The organism is Stenotrophomonas sp. YJH_SMC_106-19 (assembly GCF_059368375.1).
Genome location: NZ_JCAFRQ010000001.1, coordinates 185,108 through 208,516 on the forward strand (window position 1 = coordinate 185,108; position 23,409 = coordinate 208,516).

The following is a 23,409-nucleotide window of genomic DNA, read 5'->3' on the forward strand; positions in this document are numbered from 1 at the left end:
CGCTGACCAAGATGCGCCATCGCCACTGACGGATCATCGCGATGTACCGCGCCCTTGCCGCGCTCTTCTGTGCCTTGACCGTTGCCCTGCCTGCTCTGGCGGGGGATGTTCGCAACGATCTTCCGACCCGGATGGATGCGCAGTTGCAGGCCAACCGCGAACGCTATGGCATCGCCGGCCAGGCGGTACTGGTCGCACACAACGGCCAGGTGCTGTACCAAGGCGCCAGCGGTGAACGTGATCCCGCTACCCATTCACCGGCCACCGTCGATACCATCTTCGCCGCGCAGTCGATGGCCAAGCTGCTGACCAGCACGCTGGTGATGCAGCTGGTCGATGAGGGCAAGGTGGATCTGGATGCACCCGCCAGCCGCTACGTGCCGGACTTGCCCGCAGCATGGCAGGCGATCCGTGTGCGTGATTTCCTCAACCACAGCTCCGGTATCGGCGAGTACTACGAGCGGGTGGACAACCGCTGGGTGAGCAAGGGCTACACCGGTGTGGCGCCAGATCTTGCCGCTGCACTGAAGGTGGCCGGCGCGGCACCGATGCAGTTCGCCACCGGAAGCCGCGTGCAGTACACGCAGGCCAACTATCTGGTGCTGACCGCATTGCTGCAAACGCATTACGGCAGGCCCTACCCGGCGATCGCCCGCGAACGCATCCTGCAGCCGTTGAAGATGGCCAGCACCTCGTGGGGTGTCGCCAGCGTGCCAGCCCTGCGCGCGGCCGTGCCGTACATCGGCAAGGATGGGCAGCTGCAGCCGGCCAACGAAGATCCGTGGCCGGACTACGGCTGGGGCCATGCCGATCTGCAGACCAGCGTGGGCGACATGAACCGTTTCCTGCAGGCGCTGGCCACCGGCAAGCTGCTGCGCACGGCGACCCTGGAAAGACTCTGGCAGCCGCAGAGACTGAGCGGTGGCGGCGGCAATTTCTTCTCCACCGGCTGGGACACCACCCGCAGCGACGGCTACACCCAGGTCGGTCACGATGGTGGCACCCGTGTACGTGCGCGATTGGCCTACAAGGGCACGCTGGCCAGCGGCTACTGGGTGTTCGTGTATCTGACCAACGGCAGCGCGCGCAACGTGTGGTCGAGCACGCTGGTGGAAAGCACGATGGCGGTGGCCGCACCGAAGGTGTTTCCGCACGCTGCGCTGTCCGAACGCCTGATTGCCTATGCGTTGGACGATGACGCAGGGGCTGCACAGGCAATGCGGGCCTGGCTGCGCGACGACCACGGCGTCACCGGCAGCGAGCTGGAACGTGCGATCAACAGCGATGGCTATGGCATCCGCGAGAGCCTGGGCGCGCGCACGGCGTTGAAGGTATTTGCACTCACCACCGAGCTGTATCCGGATTCGGCCAATGTGTGGGACAGCCTGGCCGAGTGTCATGCGGCATTGGGTGAGAAGGATGTCGCAGAGCGGCTGTATGCGAAGTCGAAGGCGCTGGCGAAACCGTCTTTGTAGAGCCGAGCCGATGCTCGGCTCCGTAAAAAAAGCAGCCGAGCATGGGCTCGGCTCTACAGGTGCACCAGCCCCATACGCCGGTGATGGGTGACGTGGCGCCGTCGACCTGTTAACTTGCGCGCCACTTTCGTGGTTTACAGCATTTCCGCATGTCGCTCGCGCCGTACTGCCCTACCCCGTCGCTGCTGTTCCTGGCCGTCTCGTTTGGCCTGGCCCCAACCGCCCAGGCCGCTCCGCAGGCCACCACCCTTGATGCCGTGCAGGTCACTGCGGCCGATGCCAGCGCCCAGGCCCGCGAGGCGCTCAAGCGCGTGCCCGGCGCCAGCAACGTCATCGACGTGGCCAAGGCCGACAGCCGACTGGCCAGCAGTGCCGATGTACTCGCCTTCCAGCCGGGCATCAGTGCGCAATCGCCCGGCAACGAAGGCACCAAGGTCTCGATCCGTGGCTCGGGCATCAATCGCGGCCCGGGCGCACATGCCTCGGGCATCGCCGTATCGATCGACGGCCTGCCGTTGACCGGCCCCGGCGGCACGCCCTACGAACTGCTGGAACCGCTGTGGCTGTCGCGGGTAGAGGTGCTGCGCGGCGCCAACGGCTTCGAGCGCGGCGCGCTGGCGCTGGGCGGTGCCATCGACTATGTAAGCCGCAGCGGCCGTGATTCGGCCGGCGTGCAGCTGCACTACGAAGCGGGCAGCCGTGGCTACCAGAAACGCGGCATCAGCTGGGGCGGTGTCAACGGCGATCTCGATTACTTCCTGGCCTACACCGATACCGAGTTCGATGGTTATCAGCGCCATGCGCGCGGCGACGGCAAGGGCGCGATGGCCAACCTCGGCTGGCAGATCACGCCCGACCTGCAGACGCGTTTCTTCGTTCGCTACCGCGAAACCAATCACGAAACGCCCGGTCGCCTGACCCGCGATCAGATCCGCAACGATCCGCATGCGGCGAACGCGGCCAACCTGGCCATCGATGCGCGCCGCCCGCAGCCGGGCAGTACCTGGGTCGGTAATGTCACCACGCTGCAGATCGACGAGGATTCTTCGCTGCAGGCCGGGCTGGTCTATCACACGTATCCGATGGACTTGAACGAGAGCCTGTACCGCCAGCAGCTGGACTACGCCAACCTCAACGCCACGCTGGACTACCACCACCGCCACCGGCTGTTCGGCCTGGACAGCCAAACCACGATCGGTCTACGCGTCACCCACGATCTGGACGCCGATGTGCGCGAGTCGCTGCGCTTTGCCAGCAACGGCTATGCCGCCGGTACGCGCACGCGTGACTTCCGCCACCACGGCACCGACAGCACACTGCACGTCAGCAATACCCTCGCCTTCAATGACCGCCTGCGCATGCAGACCGGGCTGGCACTGATCAACACCCGCCGCGATGTGCAGGTGACCTGGCCGAGCAGCGGCGGCCGCCTGCGCAACCACGACTGGGACTACGCACCGCGACTGGGCTTCACCTGGCAGCACAGCGCGCAGACCCAGTGGTTCGGCAACCTCAGCCGCTCGGTGGAAGCGCCGCATCCATGGTCGATGATCTGGGGCTCGAACCAATACTTCGGGCCGGGCAACGGACCGTCCAGCGGGCGCCAGCGCGCGCCGGTGCCGATGCAGAACCAGACCGCCACCACGCTGGAACTGGGCGCGCGCGGTAACGCGGCGCTGGGTCGCTGGGAACTGACCGGCTACTACGCGCACGTGAACCACGAGCTGCTGAGCGTGGAGTTGCAACCGGTGCCGAACCTGTTCATCGCAGAAAACAACGCCAGCCCCACCGTTCACCGCGGCATCGAAGCCGGTTTGGACAGCACGCTGTGGCAGGCCGCGCCGGGGCGCCTGTCGTTGCGCCAAGCGTACACCTTCAGTGATTTCCGTTACCGCCACGACGCGCGCTTCGGCAGCAACCGCCTGCCGGGCCTGCCGCGCCACAGCTACCAGGCCGAGCTGCGCTTCGATCATGCCTCCGGCCTGTACGCCGCGCTGAACACCGAATACGCCTCGCGCATCGCGGTGGACTACGCCAACAGCTACTGGGCCGACAGCCACGTGATCTTCGGCAGCCGCATCGGCTACGACGCACCCGGTGGCCGCTGGCAGGCGTGGGCGGAGATGCGCAACCTCGGCAACCGCCACTACGCGGCCACGGTCACGCCGGGCTACGACGACGCCGGCAAGGATGTCGCCCGCTCCACGCCTGGCGAAGGCCGGGGCATCTATGCAGGCGTGCGCTGGCGTTTCGATTGATCGCCCCGGGCGGCGCCGGGTGTGATCCGGCGTCGTCGTTTCAGCCACTTCGACGACGTACCCGGCAGCGTCCCACCGCGCGAACCATCGCTGGCGTGAGCTGCTGCGTGCGCTTGTGCTTGTCAGCGTGCGGGCGCCGAAACACCTGGCTGCGTCACTCCGGCCGCGCCTTGGTCACCGCTTCGATGCGATGGCCATCGGGGTCGACCACGAACGCCGCGTAGTAGAAGTCACCGTAATCGGGGCGCGGCCCGGGCGCACCGTTGTCAGCGCCCCCGTTGGCCACGGCGGCTGCGTGGAAGGCATCCACGGCCGCTGCCGAGTCCGCGGCAAACGCTACGTGGAAACCGGGACCCGGCGCTGCGGCGTCATCACGCAGCTTCAGGCACAGCGCATCCTCATCATCGACCACCCCATAACCGATCGCGGTCTCGTCCTCGAAGACCCGGCGAAACCCAAGCGTGGCGAGTGCGGCATCGTAAAAGCGGCCTGCGGCATCGAGGTCACGGACGCCGAGGGAGAGGTGGTGCAACATGTGGACGTCCTTGCCGGGCACGCAGCAGCGCGTTCGCGTTGATTCTAGCGCGCAGGTGGCGCGACAGCCCTGAGCAGCTGCGCGGCGACCTGGTCAAACGGAGCGATATCCTGCAGCGCGCGGCACATCGCCACCGCGCCTTCCACGCTGGCAATCACCAGGCTGGCCAGCTCACCCGCAGCGGCTGGCGCATGTCCTTCGGCGACGAGCGCCCTGGCGAGATGATCGTGCCAGCGCGCGAACACCTCGGCAGCTGCCGCGCGGGGTTGGCTCGGCACCGCGTCCATCGGCTCCTCAACGGCAGCGGCCAGCACCGGGCAACCCGCGCGGAACCCGGAGCGCAGCAGGCGCTCGCGCCACATCGCCAGAAACTGCTGCAGGCCCTGCACTGCGCCGCCGTTCAGCAGCGCCACCAGCAGCGCTTCCACCTTGTCGCCGGCCATAAGCGTGGCTCGCGCCAGCAGCTCCTGCTTGCCGCCGGGAAAGTGATGGTAGGTGGAACCCAGCGGCGCGTCGGCCAGCTTGGTCACTTCACGGATGCTGGTTGCATTCAGCCCGACCCGAGCCAGCATCTGCGCGGCGGCATCGATCACGCGCTGGGGAGCGTCGGACGTTCGCGGACTCATGGCTGCGCCTTGCTAAGACAGTCGCCATAGACTAGCGTACCGTCGATTCTATAACACTCGTAATAATCATGAATCTCTGGTTCCGCCTGCTCCATCTGCTGCTGTGCAGTCTGTTCCGGCCCAGGCTGGAGGCGCCTTTCGGCGTGTCGCGGCTGCAGTTCCGGGTGCTGCCCAACGATCTGGACAGCAACCTGCACATGACCAACGGCCGCTACTGGAACATCTTCGATCTGGGCCGATTGGACCTGATCCTGCGCATGGGCCTGGGCAAGGTGGCGCTGCGCGAGAAATGGGCGCCGATCGTCGGCGCCGGCACCATCCAGTTCCGCCGCGAGCTCCGGCCATTCCAGCGCTTCACCCTGGAAACACGCCTGGCCGGCTGGGTCGGCACGCGCGTGATCATGGAGCAGCGCGTGCTGGTCGGCGACGGCCAGAAGATCGCCACGCGCGCCCTGCTGGTCACCGGCATCTATGATCGCCGCGCGCGCGCATTCGTGGGCATGCAGCAGATGATGGACGCCATCGGTTCGCCGCTGCCGCCCTCCCCCGCATTCAGCGCCGCCGCCGAAGCTCTGCTGGCTGCCGACGCTGCGCTGAAGCGCGACGACGACTGAGTTCCCACCAGCACAGCCCGACCTGCGGCATGGTCCTGCCGACCATCACCGGGCGGCGCGCCTCGCCAGTGCCTGGTTGATCGCAGCCTCGGCCAGCGGTGCCATCACCGCGTAGCCTTTCGTGGTGGGATGCACGCCGTCGCCGGCCAGGTCGGCATCCAGACCGCCCTGCGCGTTGGCCAACGGCGTGTGGTAGTCCAGGTAGACCAGCTGTTGTTCGTCGGCATGGCGTTTCAGTGCACGGTTCAATGCACGCACCTTCGCGGCGGGCTCGATACCAGGCATCCAGGGGTACTCGCTGACCGGCAGCACCGAGGCCAGCACCACGCTGATGCCCTGCGCTTTCGCCAGCGCCACCATCGCCTGCACGTTGTCCTCGATCATTGCCTGCGTGGCCTGGCCGGTATTGCCGGCGATATCGTTGGTGCCGGCCAGGATCACCACCACCTGGGGATGCAGCGCAAGCACATCCTGCGGGAAGCGAACCAGCATCTGCGCCGTGGTCTGGCCCCCGATGCCACGATTGAGATACCCCTTGCCGGGGAAGAAGGCGGCACTGCCCTCAGCCCCCCAGCCCTCGGTGATCGAGTCGCCATAGAACACCACGCGTGGCTTTCCGGGCCGGGCAGCAGGCAGTGCTGCGTTGGCGTCACGATAGCGCTGCAGCTGTGGCCAATCCGCCAGACGCTGCTGCATGAAACGGACTTCGTCCGGCCGCAGCTGCTCCACTGGCCGTGTCAGCAACGGGTTGATGGCGGGTGCCTCGGCCGCGCTCACGCCGCCGGTCATCGCCAATGCCAGCGCGATGGCGCCAGCTGTCAAAGCAGGAATGCGCATGCCGATCTCCCGTAGCGTTCTATTCCGCACTCAGCGTGCCGCAGCGCGCGCGGCCACGCCAGTCACCTTCGCCGGCATCCACATGCCCGGCGTCCAGCCACTGGCCGCCAGAATCGCCTTCGGATCGTCCTGTTCGATCAGGGCGCGCACCGCTTCGCGCTTGTCCCTGGCCTGCAGGTAGTACGCCTTGGCGATGCGGTAGCCCACCCAGTAGCCCAGATCGTAGGGCGCGTCGGAACCGGGCGTGTAGTTGTACAGCCAGGGCGACAGGTCGGTACTGTCCAGGTCCAGCGCGAATGCACTTTCGATATGCACTTCCCTGCCCCGCGTCCATGCCGCGTGGCGTCCGTTGCCGACGTTGCCGGAAACCAGTTCGGTGATGAACTCGGCCACGCCTTCGGCCAGTGACAGGCGCAGCACCGTCGCGCGCGGATCGCCCTGCTCGAAATCGATCGCACCGGTCTGCTGGATGTGCACGTACTCGTGCGCGATCACATGCACGAAGCGGTCCTGCACGTTGGGGTTCATGAAGTCAGCCGCGCAAAGGGCTTCCAGCCCGATCAGCACGCCCCCCGGATGGGTCAGGCCGACCGGTCGGCCGCGACCGACCATGATCGCGACCGGTGGAAACCTCGCCTGCGGATAGATCGCCTGCAGATTGGCGAACACCTGCACCAGCCGCTGGCGTACCGCAGGCAGTTCATCCAGGCAGGTCCGGCCGTTGGCGTACATCGCCGGGTCACGACGCATGGCGTCGGCGATGCGCTCGGCGGTGACCCGTCGCCGGCTCGCGAACTCGCCCAGGCTGGGGGTCCCTTCGGCCAGGTACTGCGCCAGCTGCGCCACGCTGGGCTGGCCATCGGTTGTGTCGTAAAGGGCATAGAAGCGGCTGGCGTCGGAAATCAGGATCTCGGGCCCGGGCGCTGCACCATGGGCCACGCCGGCCGTCCCGGCCAGCGCCAGGGCAAGCAGGCCACGCAGGGAAACGAACATCGATCCGTCCTTGGTGGAGACAATGCCAGGCAGGCAATCTATCACTGCGCCGGCCTCGCCGCAGCAGGCGGGTGCGGCCGTTACGCCCCTGTGCCAGACTCACCTCGGCATCTGCCATGGATGATGGCGCACCGCACGATGATGATCGTTCCCGCGTACTGGGCCGAAGCCCGCCTGCAGGCCCGTTTCCGCGGCCGGCCGGTGGTCGTGCGTCGCTTCGGATGGTCCGACACAAGCCCGGCCGACGCTCAGGCACACGCCGAGCGCCGGGCCAACGAAGCGCTCAATGCCATCCTCGCCGGGCAGGCACTGCCGCGCCGCGAGGTCCGCAGCAACTACGGCGTGGAAGGCGTGCCGATCCGCGAGCAGATCGTGCAGCGCGATGGCGGCGTGGTGATCACCCGCAACAGCTACGGTGCGCTGTGCCTGAACACTCCGGACGTCCTGTTCGCCGACATTGACCACCCGCAACCACCGGCAGGATGTGTGATGCCCGTCGTCATCACGGCAACCCTGCTGCCTGCCGTTGCCCTCATCGGCACCCTGCTCTGGCACTGGCTGGTGGGGCTGGTACTGGGCGTGGCAGCCGTGGCTCTGGTGAATACCGCGATGCTGATGCAACGCAGGCGTCGCCTGGCCGCTGCCGGTGGCGCCGAGGGCGTGGCCCTGCAGCGGGTTGCGGACTTCAGCAGGCAGCACCCGGACTGGCATCTGCGCGCGTACCGGACGCCGGCCGGGCTGCGGATACTGGCCATGCATGCCACGTTCTCCCCCGGCGACGAGGCGCTGCAGGCGTTCTTCAACGCACTGGGCACCGACACGCTGTACGCGCGCATGTGCCGGCTGCAGCACTGCTTCCGGGCCCGGCTGACACCGAAACCATGGCGTGTCGGCCTGAAGTACCGCATCCGCCCGCCCGCCGCCGCGTGGTCGGCCGAGCAGGCCGACAATCCGGACCGACTGGCCTGGATTACGGAGTATGAAAGCAAGAGTGACGGCTTCGCTGCCTGCGCCTATCTGCGCAGCTTCGGCGACACCACCCGGGTACATGCCAGGGCCGAGCATGTGCGCGACCTGCATGATCGCCTTTCGCACGCGCAGGACCGCCTGCCACTGGCGTGAGCGCGGATGCCCAGGCAGCGCTCTCCACGGACAACTTCCCTGCTGGGGCGCCTGTCCGGCCGCACCGCGATCGACCTGTCGCTGTCGAGTCTGCAACGTTGATCGCAGAGCATCCGTGGATGATCAATCTGCGGTTTCCTTGCGCAGCGCCCCACAACGCAGCGCCTCCTGGGCAATGTCGTCTCGTAATCTGTTCTGCAACCAGCCGATCCTGAAACGTTCGCGGCTGGGTTCCCCCGCAGGCAGCAGCGCCATCAGTGCATCGCTCAACGCCGGACGCCACTGCTCCTGCGCGCCTGCCAGAACGTGCTGGTCGAAGTTCGTCGATGACACGCGCTTCCATGGCAGCATCATTGCGTACTGGGAAGTGGACACCAGCACGGTGTCCGGGCGGCCCGGACGGCTTACGACCACGGTCATGCTGGGATGGTCGTCAGTCCAGAGGCCGCGGAAATGCGCTGCAACGCGCTCCCGCAGACCTTGCCCGGCCACCGCCCGGCGTGCCCAGGCCTGCTGCTGGGCGAACGAGCATCTGGCCGGCGGCGTGCTGCGCAGCTGTGGATCCAGCGTCAGCATGGTGGACCGGTCCAGCCGCGAAGCGATCAGATCCACCGTGGCGTCGCGGGTCAACGGCGCTGCCTGCAGCGCAGCCTCGAACGCTGACATCGCGCCGAACGGCAGCAGCTCCGGCACCCGCGGTTGCACGTCGGGCGCGTCAACCACCTGTACGCGGGTGGTCACGCCGTAGGCATCGCGCCGGATGACCCAGCGCTCAGATACGGAACCCCAGCCAGACCAGTCGTACGTGACGTGCACGCTCATCGGCCGCTGGACCGCCGTGGCCACAGGAGAAACCAACAGCGGAGCGAGCGCCAACATCCATGCCTTCATGTGACTTCCCCGACTCTGTACTACAGCAGCCACCATGGCCCGGCTCCACAGGATGCAGGAAGGCCGCCCGAGGGCGGCCTTTCCATTCCTCACTTGGCGTTCTTCACGTAGGTGTCGAACCAGTTGAGCATCTCCGCCACCAGCTGCTCGTTCGACTCCAGCGCCGTATACCAGTGCGGCTCGTTCGGCAGCATCACCAGGCGGGTGGTGCCGCCGTTGCCACGGATCGCCTGGTACAGCTTGCGCGACTGGAACGGCTCGGTACCCGGATTGGCATCGTCCTCGCCATGCACCAGCAGCAACGGCAGCTTGATCTTGTCGGCGTAGAAGAACGGCGATGCCTTCAGGTAGACATCCTGTGCCTGCCAGACCGAACGCCGCTCGTTCTGGAATCCGAACGGAGTGAAGGTCTTGTTGTAGGAGCCGCTGGTCGCCACGCCCGCCTTGAACAGGGTGGTATGCGCGATCAGGTTCGCGGTCATCAGGCCGCCGTGGCTGTGGCCGGTGACGCCGATCCGGTTGCGATCCACCACGCCCATGTCGACGGCCTTGTCCACGGCCGCCTTGGCATCGGCTTCCAACTGCTCCAGGTAGGTGTCGTAGGCGTTCCTGGGATCACCGACAATCGGGAACGAGGCATTGTCGATGATCGCGTAGCCGGCCAGCAGCATCAGGCGGTACGGCTGCAGGCGGGTGAACGTCTGCTGCGAACCGGAGACCTGCCCGGCCTGCGCGGCATTGGCGAAGTCTGCCGGATAGGCGTAGAGGATGGCCGGCACGCGCTGGCCTTCCCGGTAGCCGGGCGGCGTGTACAGGGTGAACGACAGGTCCACGCCGTCGGCGCGCTTGTAGGTCACCAGCTGCTTCTTGATCTGCCGCACTTCAGGCGTGGGGTCGACCAGCTTCGTCAGGGCCGTCGCGGTGGAGGTGTACTGCGCCTCGCCCTGCTTGGCGTCCGCCACAGCATCGCCCTGCTGGCGCAGGAAGGCGTTCGGCGGGTCCATCACCGACTGGTGCCACGTCAGGTAGCGGCCGGGCGTATTGCTGAAGCCCAGGAACTGCTCGTAGGCATCGGCATCGCTGCGGAACAGGCGCTCACTCTTCAGTGTGGCCAGATCCAGACGGTCCAGGAACGGGCGATCCCCCTGCGGCGAAGCGCCCTGCCCGCGCAGGAACACGTACGTCCCTTCCTGCCGCACCACCGGTGCGCCATTGGGCAGGCGCTTGAACACCAGGTTGCCCGGATCGCCGTACAGCTCGTCGCTGGACATGTCCCACAACAGGCGGCCCTCCTGCCGGGGCTTGTCCACATCGACGATGCGGGTCTGCACCCAGTGCCGGTTCTCGTCATTCTCGAACTGGAACGACACGGCCGGGTCCGCCGTCCAGGCAATGCCTTCGAAGCGCTGCGCGGTACGCGCGATCTCCACCGGCTTGCCCGTGAACGGCGCCTTGAGCATGAGCACGCGGTCACGGTGCGGCACACTCACTTTCCAGTCGCCCTTGTCCAGTGCTTCGGCATACACCAGCGTCGCCGGATCGGTGGAGCGCCAGTCGAAACCGCGCGGCCCCTCCGGCACGCCGTGCACCGGCACGCGGTCGGCCAACGGCAGGCGGGCGATGGGGGTCGTGCGCCCACTGCTGACATCCAGTACCGCGACGTCGTTGGCGAAACGCTGGTAGGTAACCGCATGCGAGAACGGTGGCTTGATCGACTCGGTCAGCACATGCACGCCGTCTGGCGCCGCACTGACATCGTTGTAGATGGCCGGCTGGCCGACCGTTCGCACGGTGCCCGCCGCGGTATCCACCACCGCCAGCTGCGAGGCCCCGTAGTAGGCGAACAACGCTTCATCATGCACGCTGGTCAGCGTGTCGCGTGCCTCATAGGTGCTGCTCTCGCCACTGCTGCCGAGCGACTCCTGTGCATCGGGTCCGGTCGGCACGCCGCCATTGGAGGGTGCCGGCCCCTGGTTGGCCGGTACCAGCTTCACCAGCAGTGTCTGGGTGCCACCCAGCCACTGCACGGTGCTGCCGAAAATCGGGTTCAGCTGGACGTTCGGTACCTGCTTGACCTGACCGGTGGCGGCATCGCCCACCCACAGCTGCACGCTGGTCTCGACTGCATTCTGGAACGCGAAGTGGCTGCCGTCGGCCGACCACAGCGCGCCACCGGCGCAGCCCTGCGGCAGGTTGACCTTGGTCTGCTTGCCGCTGCCGATCTCGACCAGGGTGAAGTCGGCCACGCAGGCCGGTATGCCATAGCCTCCGGGCGTGTCATGACGGCTGCGGTTCTTCGGCTCCAGGCGCACGCCGGCCAGTTTCAGGTAGGGCTGCGCCACCCGGCTGATCGACGGATAGGTCTGCGCGGTGGTCAGCAACAGACGCTGGCCACTGGGGTCCACGTTCGGCATTGGCGGCGGCGGTGCCTTCAGCACCTTCAGCAGATGCTCCGGCGGCTTGGCATAGTCGGCCCATGCCGGGCCTGCAGACAACAGCGTGACGGCAACGACGGCAATGGCAGCCGCCAGAGAGGTACGACGGATGAGCATCCTTATCCCCTGGTAGTGTTGGGCTGCCCGCGAAGCGGGCATGCGCCGAATCTAGCACCGCCCGGCCCGCGTTCAATGGGCCGGATGGGCTAGTCACCGGATAAGGCAAAGCGCAGGCCGGGTCACTACTGCCGGGCGTGCAGGTCCCAGGTGGCCAGATAGTCCGGGTCCACCACGATCATCCCGTTGGAGCGCATGCAGTACTCGCCCGGCTGGGCTGGCAGGTACTGGTCGAGCATGGGCGGCAGGTAGCGCTCGTGGCCATCGTTCTCGTCGGCAAGCACCACGCCTTCGAACGCGCTGATGCGCAGCACTGTGCCGGCATACTGCTCCAGCCCTTGAACCTGCCCGTCACCGCCGTAACGGGTGACGCCCACCAGCACTACCTTGCCGATCATTTCTTCGGCCTTGGCATCATCCAGAGGCGGCAGTGCCGCATTCAGTTGGTCGCTCATCCCTGTACCTCCGCATCTGGTGGAGACATCGTGGAGCAGGATCCGCGCGGCGTTTCCGCGAACGCCATGGACAGCATGTTGCCCGCGCCGTCCGGAGGATCGTGTGAAGCGCGGCACATTGCGCAGCGTGCATTCAGCATTGCCTGCGTTGCGTCGGCATGCGCGGCGTGTGCTCTGCGGCGCATGCGATGCAGCACCGTGTGCCACGCTAGAATGCGTGCATGCGCACCGTGAATGCTCTTCGTTACATTACGCCCCTGCGGGAGGGCGGCTCCCTGCCGGCCGTGGTCGAGACCGACGACGACGGCATGGCCGTACTCAAGTTCCGGGGTGCGGGCCAGGGGCCCAAGGCCCTGATCGCCGAACTGATCGCAGGTGAAATGGCCCGTACCCTGGGCCTGCCGATTCCCGAACTGCTGTTCGTCGAACTGGACAGCGAGTTCGCGCGTACCGAACCGGATCCGGAGATCCAGGAACTGATCCGCGCCAGCGAGGGCCTGAACCTGGGCCTGGATTACCTGCCCGGCGCGATCAACTACGACCCGGCGGCCATGCCGGTGGACGCCGACCTGGCGTCGCGCATCGTCTGGTTCGATGCATTCACCAGCAATGTCGATCGCACCACGCGCAACCCGAACCTGATGGTGTGGCACCGCCAGCTGTACCTGATCGACCACGGTGCAGCGATGTATTTCCACCACGACTGGGCCAACGCCGGCGATGCGTGCGAAAGGCCGTTCGTGCTGATCCGCGACCACGTGCTGCTGTCGTTCGCCAGCCGCATCGCCGAGGTGGATGCCGAGCTGGCGGCTCGCCTGACCGATGCCGAGATCGAGCGGATCGTCGGCCTCGTGCCAGACAGCTGGCTGGTCAACGAGCCGGCGTTCGACAGCCCTCAGGCCTACCGCCAGGGCTACATCGACTATCTCAAGCATCGCCTGAAGGTGCGTGCGGTGTTCGTGCAGGAGGCCATCCGTGCCCACGCTGCACACGTATGACTATGCGGTCATCCGCGTTGTACCGCGGGTGGAGCGCGAGGAATTCATCAACGTCGGGGTGATCGTGTCCTGTCCCGGTGCGCGTCATCTTGAAGCAGCCATCGAGATCGACCCGGCACGCCTGCAGGCGTTCGCACCGGCGCTGGACCAGCAGGCGCTGCAACCGTGGCTGGATGCCATCGTGGCCATCTGCCGCGGCGATGCCACCGCCGGCCCCATCGCGCAGCTTCCGGCACGCGCACGCTTCCATTTCCTCACCGCCAAACGCAGCTCGATCGTGCAGATGTCCAGCACGCATGTGGGCCGCACAGCCAACCCGGCGGGTGTGGTCGAACATTTGATGACGAAGATGGTACGGGTGCCGCAGTAACACGCCAGCCACTACCGCGCAATCGCGGCGTCCTGCAGCGGCCAGCGACACCAGCCATGGGGATACTCGCCCACCTGCCTGGCCAGCCCCGCACTGACCGGGTGACCGAGCACCTGCCGGGCCCGCACAGGCAACGAAGCATCATTGTCGATCACCTGATCGAAATAGCCGGCCTGCCAGACCGCTCCGTTGCGGCCGCGATGGCGGTTGATCAGGAAGCTGCTGCGCGCCTTGAAGCGCTGTACGCAGTATCCGGGTGGATGGCCACGCAGCTGCGCCAGCCATCGCACGTGGTCGGGCATGACAAGCCAGGCCAGCGAGGTGGTCAGCCCCTCCCGGTCCATGGCGGCCAACAGCTGCATCGCGACATCCGCATGCGCCGCGTTCTCGAACAGGCGCTGCCGATTGCAGCAGGTCAAGGTGAGCAGATGGACATTGCCCATGATGGGCTCGCGGCTGACAGGGTTCGACAGGCTGGGCATGCGCAACAGCGTGCCCGCCGGCACACCGCTACTGCATCGGTGGACACCACGTCATCGGGTGGGAAATCGCCGCTTCCGGGAATCGGCGGACAGGCCCCGCCGCGAAGGATGCTCAATGTTCGGGCAGGGCAAACGCCATCACGTAATCGCCGGGACGGGTCTCCATAAAGTGATGGCCTGCCGCGACGATCACCACGTACTGGCGTCCCCCCTGCTCGTAGATCATCGGAGTGGCCTGGCCCCCGGCAGGCAGCCTGGCATGCCACAGTTCCCGGCCCGTCTTCAGATCGATGGCGCGCAGCAGATCGTCGGTCGCGGCGGCGATGAACACCAGGCCGCTGGCAGTGATCACCGCACCGCCATTGTTGGGCGTTCCGATCTCGATCGGCAGGCCGGAGCGGATGCCGAACGGGCCGTTGCCGCGCGCGCTTCCGAACGGCCGGTCCCACAGCAGCGTGCCCGTGCGCAGATCGATCGCGCGGATGCCGCCATACGGCGGCTGTTTGCACGACAGGCCGGTCAATGGCAGCCGCCATCCTGCATTGACGTCGATGGCATACGGCGTACCCACCTGCGGGTCGCCTGCCCCTTCGCCAGCGCCGCGGTCGGCGCGGATCTGCTCACGCGGCAGCCATCCCCGCCGGTCGGCCTCGGCACGCGGTACCAGCCGGTTGTAGTTGGGCATGTCGTTGTAGTTGGCCACGATCACGCCCCGGCGGGTATCGATGGCCACGCCACCCCAGTCCGAGCCACCGTTGTAACCGGGATACTCGATGGAATGGCGATCACTGGTGGGCGGCGTGTAGAAGCCCTGGTAGTGCGCCCTGCGGAACTGGATGCGGCAGACCAGCTGATCGATCGGCGTGATGCCCCACATGTCACGCTCGGTCAGCGGCTGCTCGCGCCGCAGGGTGTGATAGAGCGAGAACAGCTGCGTTGGCGAGCGCTGCTCCGGTTCCACGCCGCCCTGCGGAACCCTGCGCTCTTCCGCGGGTGTCAGCAGCCGGCCGTTGCGCCGGTCGAGGATGTACAGGTCACCCTGCTTGGTCGGCAGCAGGATCGCGGGCACCTTGCCTGCCGCGGTCGGAAAATCGATCAGGCTGGCCTGCGAACCGAGGTCGTAGTCCCAGACATCCTTGCGTACGGCCTGGAAATGCCAGACCGGCTTGCCGGTGGCCACGTCGAGTGCCACCAGCGAGGTGGCATAGCGGTTCTGCTGCTCGCTGCGCGAGCCGCTCCAGTAGTCGCCGGCGGCATTGCCCAACGGCAGGTAGACCAGGCCCAGTTGTTCATCGCCGGTGGCGGTGGTCCACATGTTCGGCGTACCCCGGGTATAGACCTGCTCGCGGGGGGGCGGACCGGTGCGCTCGGGCCGCTCCATGTCCCACGCCCAGCGCAGCTTGCCGGTGATCGCGTCATAGGCCTGGATCACGCCGGAAGGCGCGTCGCGGCGCTGCCCGTCCAGCACCTGGTGACCGGTGACGATCACGCCGCGCACGATGGCCGGCGGCGAGGTGATCGAGACATAGCCCGGCGGCACCTCGCCCATGTCGAGGGTGATGTCGATCTGGCCGTTGTTGCCGAAATTGACGCACGGCCGACCGCTGTCGGCATCCACTGCGATGATGCGTCCGTCCAGCGTGCCTTCGATGACGCGCGCCCAGCAGGCAGGCCGCGCGCCCGCCGCCGCGCCCGGTCGAACGCTGGGAGGTGGCAGGGGCAAGGCGAGATCGGCAGCCACATCCGCCAATGCCGCATCGGCGAACACCGGCACGGCGGGCTGCTCGTAGTAGGACACCCCACGGCAGGCGGCGGTGTACGGAATGGAGGCGTCTTTCACCTTTGGATCGAACCGCCACAGCGCCTTGCCAGTGCTGGCCTCGAGGGCGATCAGGCGGTTGCGTGCCGTGCACAGGTACAGCCGGTCGCCGATCTTCAACGGCGTGGTCTCGGCCCCCCATCGCTTCTTCGGCAGGTCGCCGGTGCGGAACTGCCAGGCCAGTTGCAGGGTAGCCACGTTGGCGGGCGTGATCTGCTGCAGCGGCGAGAAGCGGGTGGCGGCGTTGCTGCGACCCCAGGCGGGCCAGTCACCCTCGGCGGGCTGGTCGGCCGGCTGCAGGCCGGTGGTGTCGCGGGTCGGCTCCAGGCCTGCGCTGAAGGCTGCTTCCGGGAACGGCGCATGGCCGTCCACGCTGCCGTGCGGACTGAACGCCAGGGCAAACGCGCCGACGAACACCAGCAGCAACACGGCGGCGATGCTGCGCGACAGCCGTTTGGACAGCGGCGCGCGCAACGTCGGCGTCAGCAGCGCCAGAACGATGCCCAGCGCGGTGACCAGCCCCAGCCGTGGCACCCAGCGCCAGTAATCGCTGCCCGATTCCCACCCCGTCCACAGCAGCGTGCCGACGAACACCAGCGCGTACAGCAGCGCACCGCTGCGACGGTTGAGCCACAGCAGAATGCCGCTGGCCAGCAGGCCACAGCCGGCGATGAGGTAATAGGCCGAGCCCCCCAGCTGGAACAGCCATGCACCCAGCCCGCCGATCACCAGGCCCAGGATGACCAGCAGCAGCGACAGGACCGTGACCAGGGGGTGGCGGCGCACGGGCGCCGGCGCGGACTGCGGCGTGGCGGACATCGTCGATCTCCGGGAGCAGCATGCTGCCCTTATCCCACCGCCGCCGTGAAGCGCGTGCGTATTCCATGCTCCCGCATACGACGACGCCGGCACGGGGCCGGCGTCGTCGGGTACCTCGTCAGCGCGACCGGATCACTCCTGCGTGGCATCCTCGCTGCCGGTGGCAGCCGGGGCGCCTTCGGCCGTGGCCGGGGCGACCGCGGCCACCTCGTCCTCGTCCTCGTCGATCGAGGCATCCATGCGCTCCACCGCCTGCAGCTTCTCGTCCTTGGACAGGCGGATCAGGGTGACGCCCTGGGTGTTGCGGCCCACGCGGCTGATTTCCGAACCGCGCGTGCGCACCAGCGTGCCGCCATCGGAGATCAGCAGCACTTCATCGCTGGAGCCCATCAGCACCGCGGCGACCAGCTTGCCGTTGCGCTCGGTGGTCTGGATGCCGATCACGCCCTGGGTACCACGCCCCTTGCGCGGATAGTCCGGCAGCGGGGTGCGCTTGCCGTAACCATTCTCGGTGGCGGTGAGGATGTACTGCAGGTTGGCGTCGTCGGCACCGTCGATCACCGCATCGCCATTGGCGACCGCTTCCTCGATACCGTTGTCGTCCTCGTTCTCGTCCTCGGCACCACCGGCACTCTCGGCCACGATCAGGCTGACTACTTCCTCGCCGGGCGGCATCCTGATGCCGCGCACGCCGGTGGCGGTACGGCCCATCGAGCGGACCTTGTCCTCGCCGAAACGCACGGTCTTGCCGTTGGAGGCGAACAGCAGGATGTCACGCTCGCCATCGGTCAGGCCGACGCCAACCAGCGCATCGCCCTCGTCAAGGTTGATCGCGATCTTGCCGCGGGCCAGACGGAAGGCGAATTCGCCCAGCGGGGTCTTCTTGACCGTGCCGTTCTTCGTGGCGAAGAACACGAACTGGCCATCGGCGTATTCGCGCACCGGCAACACGGCCTGTACGCGCTCACCCGGTTCCAGCGGAATCCAGTTGATGATCGGCCGGCCGCGTGCGTTGGAGCCGGCTTCGGGCAGCTGGTACACCGGCAGCCAGAACACCTTGCCTGAACTGGTGAAGGTCAACAGGGTGTCGTGCGTGTTGACCAGCCACAGCTGTTCGATGAAATCCTCTTCCTTGGTCGCCGCCGCGCTGCGGCCACGGCCGCCACGACGCTGGGCGCGGTAGGCGCTGACCGGCTGGCGCTTGACGTAGCCGGCGTGCGACAGGGTGACCACCACGTCTTCCGGGGCGATCAGGTCGAGGATGTCCAGGTCTTCTTCGCTGTGGCGGATCTCGGTGCGACGCTCGTCGCCGAACTCGGCCTTGACGCTGACCAGCTCCTCGCGGATCACCTGCAGCAGGCGATCGGGATCTTCCAGGATGTGGATCAGACCGGCGATCACTTCCAGCAGCTGCTTGTACTCGTCGGTCAGGCGATCCTGCTCCAGCCCGGTCAGGCGGTGCAGGCGCATTTCCAGGATCTGGGTGGCCTGGATCTCGGTCAGCTGGTAGCCGCCCTCGATCAGGCCCACGCCCTTGGGCAGGTCCTCCGGGCGCGAGGCCTCGGCACCGGCAGCACCCAGCATGGCCCCGACCAGGCCCGGCTCCCACAGGCGGGCGAGCATGCGTTCGCGCGCCTCGTTGGGATTGGGCGAGGTCTTGATCAGCTCGATCATCTCGTCGATATTGGCCAGCGCGACGGTCAGGCCCTCCAGCACGTGGGCACGGGCACGCGCCTTGCGCAGCTCGAACACGGTGCGGCGGGTGACCACCTCGCGACGGTGGCGGACGAATGCCTCCAGCATCTGCTTGAGGTTCATCAACTGCGGGCGGCCGTCGACCAGCGCCACCATGTTGATGCCGAACACCGATTCCATCTGCGTCTGCTGGTACAGGTTGTTCAGCACAACCTCGGCAGATTCACCGCGCTTGATCTCGATGTAGATGCGCATGCCGTCCTTGTCGGACTCATCGCGCAGCTCGCTGATGCCTTCGATCTTCTTTTCCTTGACCAGCTCGGCGATCTTCTCGATCAGACGCGCCTTGTTCACCTGGTAAGGAATTTCAGTGACGATGATCGATTCGCGGCCGTTGTCGGCCACTTCGATATCCGCCTTGGCGCGGATGCGCACGCGGCCACGGCCGGTACGGTAGCCGGCGACGATGCCGGCGGTGCCGTTGATGATGCCCGCAGTCGGGAAATCCGGGCCCGGGATGTACTCCATCAGGCCGTCGACGTCGATTTCCGGGTTGTCGATCAGCGCGATGCAGGCATTGATCGATTCGCTCAGGTTGTGCGGCGGGATGTTGGTCGCCATGCCCACCGCGATACCGGCCGAACCGTTGACCAGCAGGTTCGGGAACCGGGTCGGCATGACCGTCGGCTCCAGTTCCTTCTCGTCGTAGTTGGGCTGGAAATCGACGGTTTCCTTGTCGATGTCGGCCATCAGCTCATGCGCGAGGCGCGACATGCGCGCTTCGGTGTATCGCATCGCCGCGGCGGAGTCACCGTCGATCGAACCGAAGTTACCCTGGCCGTCGACCAGCATGTAACGCAGCGAGAACGGCTGGGCCAGGCGCACCAGCGTGTCGTACACCGACTGATCGCCATGCGGGTGGTACTTACCGATGACGTCACCGACGATACGCGCCGACTTGAAGTAGGGCTTGTTGCTGTGCGCGTTGAGCTCGTTCATCGCGTACAGCACGCGGCGATGCACCGGCTTGAGGCCATCGCGCGCATCCGGGAGCGCGCGGCCCACGATCACGCTCATGGCGTAATCGAGGTAGCTCTTGCGCATCTCGTCTTCCAGGTTGACCTGGATGATTTCCTTGGCGGTTTCTGCCATTCGGGTTCCGTTGTCTGGTAGCGGTCCAGTCCGGCGCGGACACCTGCGGGGGTGACCATGCCGGAACCTCGATTCAACCTGTGGATACTACCACATCGGACCATTCCCCGCCTGTGTTTACAGGGGTTTTACCGGCACAAATCAGGAACTTAGGGGCAGGACGGGGCCCATCGGGCCACGCCCGGGGCCGGCCGCGGCGAACCCGGAAGATGCGCCCGGCTCCCGCGGCGCAGACCGCCTGTGCGTCTCAACCGCTGAAGGCGGCGCGCATGTTCTCCACGGTCGGGTTCAGGATCACGCCGCGCTCGGTCACGATGGCGTCGATCAGCTCGCCCGGGGTGACGTCGAACACCGGGTTCCAGGCGGCGATGCCTTCGGCCACCGTGCGCGTCCCGCCCACGCCGTACAGCTCGCCCGGATCGCGCTGTTCGATCTCGATCTGGCTGCCGTCGACGGTCTCCATGTCGACCGTTGAGGACGGCGCCACGACCATGAATTTCACGCCATGGTGGCGCGCGGCGATGGCCAGCTGGTAGGTGCCGATCTTGTTGGCGGTATCGCCATTGGCGCAGATGCGGTCGGCGCCGACGATCACCCACTGCACGGCCCCGGTCTTCATCAGGTGCGAGGCGGCCGAATCGGCGATCAGGGTGGCGTCGATGCCATCCTGCTGCAGTTCCCAGACGGTCAGGCGCGCGCCCTGCAGCCACGGCCGGGTCTCTCCGGCGAATACGCGGGCGATCCGGTGCTGGGCCATGCCGGCGCGGATCACGCCCAGCGCGGTGCCGAAGCCGGCGGTGGCAAGCGAGCCGGTATTGCAGTGGGTCAGCACGCCGCTGCCGGCATCGATCAGGCCGGCGCCGAGCGCCCCCATGTGGCGGTTTGCGGCCAGGTCTTCCTCGGCGATGGCCCGCGCTTCCGCTTCAAGCAGCGTCTTCCAGTCCGCACCGGCGCTGCCCAGGCAACGACGCATCCGCGCCAGTGCCCAGGCCAGGTTGACGGCGGTCGGGCGTGAGGCGTTCAGCCGCTGCAGCGCCGGCTCAAGCTGCTGCAGGGCGAGCGGGCCATCGGCCGCCTGCACCTCACGCGCCGCCAGCACGACGCCCCAGGCAGCCGCGATGCCGATGGCCGGGGCGCCACGTACGGTCAGGGCGTGGATGGCCGCGGCGACTTCATCGCTGTCCCGGCATACCACATGCTCGACCACGAACGGCAGCTTGCGCTGGTCCAGCAGTTGCAGGGCATCGCCGGTCCACAGGATCGGGCGGATATGGTCGTAGCGAGCGTAATCGAGGTCGGTGGCAGTGTTCATGGGCCCATTGTAGGGCCACGCCCCCTCGCGCAGGCACCCGGCCGGATTCAATTCACCGAGAATTCGGCGCGGCAACCACCGTCCACCCAGATGCCGTTGCGGCTCCAGCCCCAGGTGCTGCCCTCCACGCACTCGGTGCTGGACAGCTGCTGTCGCACCGCGGCACCGACGGAGATGCTGGCGCCGCAGAACCGGCGCTTCTTCGATTTGGATTCGCAGGTCAGCCGGCGCGGCACGTCGACGAAACGGCCATCCTCATCGGCCACCTCGAAATCACCCTGGCAGCCTCGGCTGGTCCACACCTCGTTGCGCTTGTAACCCCAGCCCTGCCCTTCCCGGCATGGCAGCACCGACAGCTGCCGCAGCAGGCGCACCGGTGCGCCGTCCAGACGCACCGGACAACTCTGCGGACGGCCATTGGATTCACAGCGGACCACGCGGCGCACCTTGCGCTTGCTGCCTGGCTCGGCCGCAGCCACTCCCTGCGCCGGGCGCGCCCGGAACTCGGCACGGCAGCCGAGCGTGACCCACACGCCGCTGCGGTCGGTGCCCCATTCGCTGCCACGGATACAGCTGTTGCTGGACAACTGGCGGACCAGATCGACGCCGTTGCTGACATCGATATCGCAGTGCACCCAGGCCATGTCGCGTGACTCGCAGGTGACGACTTCGCCGTCATAGCCGGCCTGCTGCGCCGATGCCGGCAACGGCGTCAGCACTCCCCACATCGCGATGGAGTAGACCGGTGCCGCCACAACCGCAAACCACTTGACCAAAGCCTTCCCCATAGGACTGGACGAACTGCCATGCCAGTGTCTGGCATCGGGAGTGATGAGAGCATCATCGTGCTTGCTGAATCAAGCGCGCGGACGCGGCAATCCGTTCAGTCTGTCTGGTTCAGAAAGCCGCGTGTGCTCAGGCGTCGGCGAAATCGAAGGCCAGCACGTCGGCGATGCGGGGCGTGCGGTTCATCGCCATCAACAGGCGATCGATGCCGACCGCGACACCCGCACACGCGGGCATGGCAGGCAACGCCGCCAGCAGTGCCTCGTCCAGCGCCGGCTGCACCTGCCCGCGCGCATGACGGCGCTGCAGGTCGTGCTGGAAACGCGCCCGTTGTTCGTCGGCATCGTTCAGTTCGTGATAGCCATTGGCCAGCTCCACGGCCCCCAGGTACAGCTCGAACCGCTCGGCCAGCGGCGGCGTACCAGGGCGGATGCGGGCCAGTGCTGCCTGGCTCGCCGGCCAGTCGTGGACAACGGTCATGACTGCGTCATCGAAATGCGGTTGGATGCGATGGGTCATCAGCAGATCCAGCCAGTCGTCGCGGGTCAGCCCGACCGGGTCGATATGCACGTCACCCAGCGCAGCGCGCAGCCCGGCCTCATCGGTCTGGAACGGATCCACGCCCACCTGCTGCTGGAACAGCTCGCGGTAGCTCAGCACACGCAGGCTGGCGCTGCGTCCAACCAGGCCCAGAGCCAGGCGGACCAGCTCCGCGGTTTCCTGCACCAGCCGGTGATGGTCCCAGCCAACCCGGTACCACTCCAGCAGGGTGAACTCCGGGTTATGGCGCCCGCCGGCCTCGCCGTTGCGGAACACCCGCCCCAGTTCGTAGCAGTCGCCGACACCGGCAGCGAGCAGCCGCTTGAGCGGGTACTCCGGCGACGTACGCAGCCAGCGACGGCGGCCACCGGCGTCGACATGGCCGCTGAAGTCGGTATGGAAGCTGTCGATGTTGGGCTCGGTATTACCGGCCACCGACAGGATCGGTGTCTCCACCTCCAGCACGTCACGCTCTGCGAAGAAGCGGCGCACCAGCGCGTTCAGCGCGGCACGCTGCTGCAGTTTGCGCCGCAGGGCGTCGCTCACAGGATGCCCTCCTGGCGCGGGTGATCCAGCGGCAGGGTCAGCAGGTCGCGGGTATCATCGATGTAGCCACTGGCCAGGTACAGCCGACGCGCCAGTTCGTTGTGGTGGTTCACCTCCAGGCGCAGGCGGCTGACCCCGCGTCCGCGCGCACGCTGTTCGCAGATGGCCAGCGCCTGCTTGCCCCGGCCACGGCCGCGCGCCCGCGGCCCCAGATAGAGCTCGTCAAGCAGCATGAAATGCCCGCCCTGCTCCAGGCTGAAGCCCATCGCGATCACCGCATAGCCGACCACCTGACCGGCTTCGTCCAGCCACAGCAGTACTTCGCCGTTGCGCGGATCGGCCAGCAGTGCATCGACACCGCGACGCACGCGCACGTCGTCGAACTCGATCCTGTCCTCGGCGTAGAACGCGCGCATCAGCGAGATCAGCAGTTCCTCGTCGGCGCGGGTGGCCAGGCGGAAGTCCAGCGGGGCAGTCTGCATCGGGAATCCTTTGCTGTTTCGGGCCGGGCGCATGTCACGCCCGGCGGGGT

General features: G+C 67.0%; 20 protein-coding genes. 6 read left to right on the top strand and 14 right to left on the bottom strand.

Annotated features, from left to right (window positions below; genetic code table 11):
• The first annotated feature begins 41 nt into the window (after positions 1-41).
• Both AC5P5M_RS00825 and AC5P5M_RS00830 read left to right on the top strand, forming a co-directional pair.
• Entirely contained in the window at positions 42-1,475 is a 1,434-nt protein-coding gene (locus tag AC5P5M_RS00825; protein WP_495205473.1) for a serine hydrolase domain-containing protein, read from the top strand.
• 149 nt (positions 1,476-1,624) lie between these two features.
• Positions 1,625-3,733 carry a TonB-dependent receptor family protein gene (locus AC5P5M_RS00830; RefSeq protein WP_476341108.1) on the top strand — a complete coding sequence of 703 codons (2,109 nt, stop codon included), beginning with the start codon at positions 1,625-1,627 and terminating at the stop codon, positions 3,731-3,733.
• 154 nt (positions 3,734-3,887) lie between these two features.
• Here the strand turns inward: AC5P5M_RS00830 and AC5P5M_RS00835 are convergent, their stop codons facing one another.
• Together AC5P5M_RS00835 and AC5P5M_RS00840 are read right to left on the bottom strand one after the other, a co-directional pair.
• A complete protein-coding gene (locus AC5P5M_RS00835; RefSeq protein ID WP_065182888.1) occupies positions 3,888-4,268 on the bottom strand; it encodes a VOC family protein in 381 nt (126 codons plus the stop codon).
• Positions 4,269-4,312: 44 nt separating this feature from the next.
• Positions 4,313-4,894, bottom strand: a complete 582-nt coding sequence (locus AC5P5M_RS00840; RefSeq protein WP_263174963.1) for a TetR/AcrR family transcriptional regulator — start codon at positions 4,892-4,894, stop codon at positions 4,313-4,315.
• Positions 4,895-4,962: 68 nt separating this feature from the next.
• On the opposite strand from AC5P5M_RS00840, the gene AC5P5M_RS00845 reads away from it, so the two are divergent.
• Positions 4,963-5,508 (top strand): thioesterase family protein, encoded by a 546-nt coding sequence (locus AC5P5M_RS00845; protein ID WP_495205474.1) that lies wholly within the window; start codon positions 4,963-4,965, stop codon positions 5,506-5,508.
• A gap of 45 nt (positions 5,509-5,553) precedes the next feature.
• Here the strand turns inward: AC5P5M_RS00845 and AC5P5M_RS00850 are convergent, their stop codons facing one another.
• On the bottom strand, positions 5,554-6,345 hold the full coding sequence (locus tag AC5P5M_RS00850) for an SGNH/GDSL hydrolase family protein (RefSeq protein WP_495205475.1): 792 nt from the start codon (positions 6,343-6,345) through the stop codon (positions 5,554-5,556).
• 30 nt (positions 6,346-6,375) lie between these two features.
• Entirely contained in the window at positions 6,376-7,338 is a 963-nt protein-coding gene (locus tag AC5P5M_RS00855; RefSeq protein ID WP_053515484.1) for a DUF2268 domain-containing putative Zn-dependent protease, read from the bottom strand.
• 138 nt (positions 7,339-7,476) lie between these two features.
• Between AC5P5M_RS00855 and AC5P5M_RS00860 the strand changes: the two genes are divergently transcribed.
• A complete protein-coding gene (locus AC5P5M_RS00860) occupies positions 7,477-8,460 on the top strand; it encodes a hypothetical protein (RefSeq protein ID WP_065182916.1) in 984 nt (327 codons plus the stop codon).
• A gap of 123 nt (positions 8,461-8,583) precedes the next feature.
• Here AC5P5M_RS00860 and AC5P5M_RS00865 read toward each other — a convergent pair whose 3' ends face one another.
• The 3 genes from AC5P5M_RS00865 to AC5P5M_RS00875 all read right to left on the bottom strand — a co-directional run bounded on the left by AC5P5M_RS00865 (position 8,584) and on the right by AC5P5M_RS00875 (position 12,358).
• Positions 8,584-9,339, bottom strand: coding sequence for a hypothetical protein (locus AC5P5M_RS00865; protein WP_231107797.1), 756 nt, complete (start codon positions 9,337-9,339; stop codon positions 8,584-8,586).
• A gap of 101 nt (positions 9,340-9,440) precedes the next feature.
• A complete protein-coding gene (locus AC5P5M_RS00870; RefSeq protein ID WP_495205476.1) occupies positions 9,441-11,903 on the bottom strand; it encodes a S9 family peptidase in 2,463 nt (820 codons plus the stop codon).
• A 125-nt stretch (positions 11,904-12,028) separates the two neighbouring features.
• The gene (locus AC5P5M_RS00875; protein ID WP_065176039.1) at positions 12,029-12,358 is read right to left on the bottom strand and encodes a hypothetical protein; all 330 of its coding nucleotides are present in this window, start codon (positions 12,356-12,358) and stop codon (positions 12,029-12,031) included.
• Positions 12,359-12,579: 221 nt separating this feature from the next.
• Here AC5P5M_RS00875 and AC5P5M_RS00880 point away from each other — a divergent pair, with 221 nt between their 5' ends.
• On the top strand, positions 12,580-13,356 hold the full coding sequence (locus AC5P5M_RS00880) for a HipA family kinase (RefSeq protein ID WP_053515477.1): 777 nt from the start codon (positions 12,580-12,582) through the stop codon (positions 13,354-13,356).
• Positions 13,334-13,726, top strand: a complete 393-nt coding sequence (locus AC5P5M_RS00885) for a DUF3037 domain-containing protein (protein ID WP_053515475.1) — start codon at positions 13,334-13,336, stop codon at positions 13,724-13,726. Before AC5P5M_RS00880 ends, AC5P5M_RS00885 begins: the two co-directional genes overlap by 23 nt.
• Positions 13,727-13,737: 11 nt before the next feature.
• Here the strand turns inward: AC5P5M_RS00885 and AC5P5M_RS00890 are convergent, their stop codons facing one another.
• The 7 genes from AC5P5M_RS00890 to AC5P5M_RS00920 form a co-directional block, all read right to left on the bottom strand.
• Positions 13,738-14,208, bottom strand: a complete 471-nt coding sequence (locus tag AC5P5M_RS00890; RefSeq protein ID WP_495205477.1) for an REP-associated tyrosine transposase — start codon at positions 14,206-14,208, stop codon at positions 13,738-13,740.
• A 112-nt stretch (positions 14,209-14,320) separates the two neighbouring features.
• Positions 14,321-16,846, bottom strand: a complete 2,526-nt coding sequence (locus AC5P5M_RS00895) for a membrane-bound PQQ-dependent dehydrogenase, glucose/quinate/shikimate family (protein WP_263174977.1) — start codon at positions 16,844-16,846, stop codon at positions 14,321-14,323.
• 132 nt (positions 16,847-16,978) lie between these two features.
• Entirely contained in the window at positions 16,979-19,693 is a 2,715-nt protein-coding gene (gyrA, locus tag AC5P5M_RS00900; RefSeq protein WP_495205478.1) for a DNA gyrase subunit A, read from the bottom strand.
• A 247-nt stretch (positions 19,694-19,940) separates the two neighbouring features.
• Positions 19,941-21,005: an S-methyl-5-thioribose-1-phosphate isomerase gene (mtnA, locus tag AC5P5M_RS00905; RefSeq protein WP_460255852.1), complete on the bottom strand. Its 1,065-nt coding sequence runs from the start codon at positions 21,003-21,005 to the stop codon at positions 19,941-19,943.
• Between the two features lie 47 nt (positions 21,006-21,052).
• Positions 21,053-21,781 carry a DUF3011 domain-containing protein gene (locus AC5P5M_RS00910; protein ID WP_080375199.1) on the bottom strand — a complete coding sequence of 243 codons (729 nt, stop codon included), beginning with the start codon at positions 21,779-21,781 and terminating at the stop codon, positions 21,053-21,055.
• 139 nt (positions 21,782-21,920) lie between these two features.
• Positions 21,921-22,877, bottom strand: a complete 957-nt coding sequence (epmA, locus tag AC5P5M_RS00915; protein WP_065176043.1) for an EF-P lysine aminoacylase EpmA — start codon at positions 22,875-22,877, stop codon at positions 21,921-21,923.
• Positions 22,874-23,359, bottom strand: a complete 486-nt coding sequence (locus AC5P5M_RS00920) for a GNAT family N-acetyltransferase (protein ID WP_277380859.1) — start codon at positions 23,357-23,359, stop codon at positions 22,874-22,876. The genes epmA and AC5P5M_RS00920 overlap by 4 nt, the downstream gene beginning before the upstream one ends.
• Positions 23,360-23,409: the final 50 nt, after the last annotated feature.

Coding starts and splice junctions, on each gene's coding strand:
- AC5P5M_RS00920 (WP_277380859.1), bottom strand. CDS start 23,359: ATGCAGACTGCCCCGCTGGACTTCCGCCTGGCCACCCGCGCCGACGAG.
- AC5P5M_RS00835 (WP_065182888.1), bottom strand. CDS start 4,268: ATGTTGCACCACCTCTCCCTCGGCGTCCGTGACCTCGATGCCGCAGGC.
- mtnA (WP_460255852.1), bottom strand. CDS start 21,005: ATGAACACTGCCACCGACCTCGATTACGCTCGCTACGACCATATCCGC.
- AC5P5M_RS00825 (WP_495205473.1), top strand. CDS start 42: ATGTACCGCGCCCTTGCCGCGCTCTTCTGTGCCTTGACCGTTGCCCTG.
- AC5P5M_RS00875 (WP_065176039.1), bottom strand. CDS start 12,358: ATGAGCGACCAACTGAATGCGGCACTGCCGCCTCTGGATGATGCCAAG.
- AC5P5M_RS00855 (WP_053515484.1), bottom strand. CDS start 7,338: ATGTTCGTTTCCCTGCGTGGCCTGCTTGCCCTGGCGCTGGCCGGGACG.
- AC5P5M_RS00845 (WP_495205474.1), top strand. CDS start 4,963: ATGAATCTCTGGTTCCGCCTGCTCCATCTGCTGCTGTGCAGTCTGTTC.
- AC5P5M_RS00870 (WP_495205476.1), bottom strand. CDS start 11,903: ATGCTCATCCGTCGTACCTCTCTGGCGGCTGCCATTGCCGTCGTTGCC.
- AC5P5M_RS00880 (WP_053515477.1), top strand. CDS start 12,580: ATGCGCACCGTGAATGCTCTTCGTTACATTACGCCCCTGCGGGAGGGC.
- gyrA (WP_495205478.1), bottom strand. CDS start 19,693: ATGGCAGAAACCGCCAAGGAAATCATCCAGGTCAACCTGGAAGACGAG.
- AC5P5M_RS00890 (WP_495205477.1), bottom strand. CDS start 14,208: ATGCCCAGCCTGTCGAACCCTGTCAGCCGCGAGCCCATCATGGGCAAT.
- AC5P5M_RS00865 (WP_231107797.1), bottom strand. CDS start 9,339: ATGTTGGCGCTCGCTCCGCTGTTGGTTTCTCCTGTGGCCACGGCGGTC.
- AC5P5M_RS00895 (WP_263174977.1), bottom strand. CDS start 16,846: ATGTCCGCCACGCCGCAGTCCGCGCCGGCGCCCGTGCGCCGCCACCCC.
- AC5P5M_RS00830 (WP_476341108.1), top strand. CDS start 1,625: ATGTCGCTCGCGCCGTACTGCCCTACCCCGTCGCTGCTGTTCCTGGCC.
- AC5P5M_RS00840 (WP_263174963.1), bottom strand. CDS start 4,894: ATGAGTCCGCGAACGTCCGACGCTCCCCAGCGCGTGATCGATGCCGCC.
- AC5P5M_RS00860 (WP_065182916.1), top strand. CDS start 7,477: ATGATGATCGTTCCCGCGTACTGGGCCGAAGCCCGCCTGCAGGCCCGT.
- AC5P5M_RS00850 (WP_495205475.1), bottom strand. CDS start 6,345: ATGCGCATTCCTGCTTTGACAGCTGGCGCCATCGCGCTGGCATTGGCG.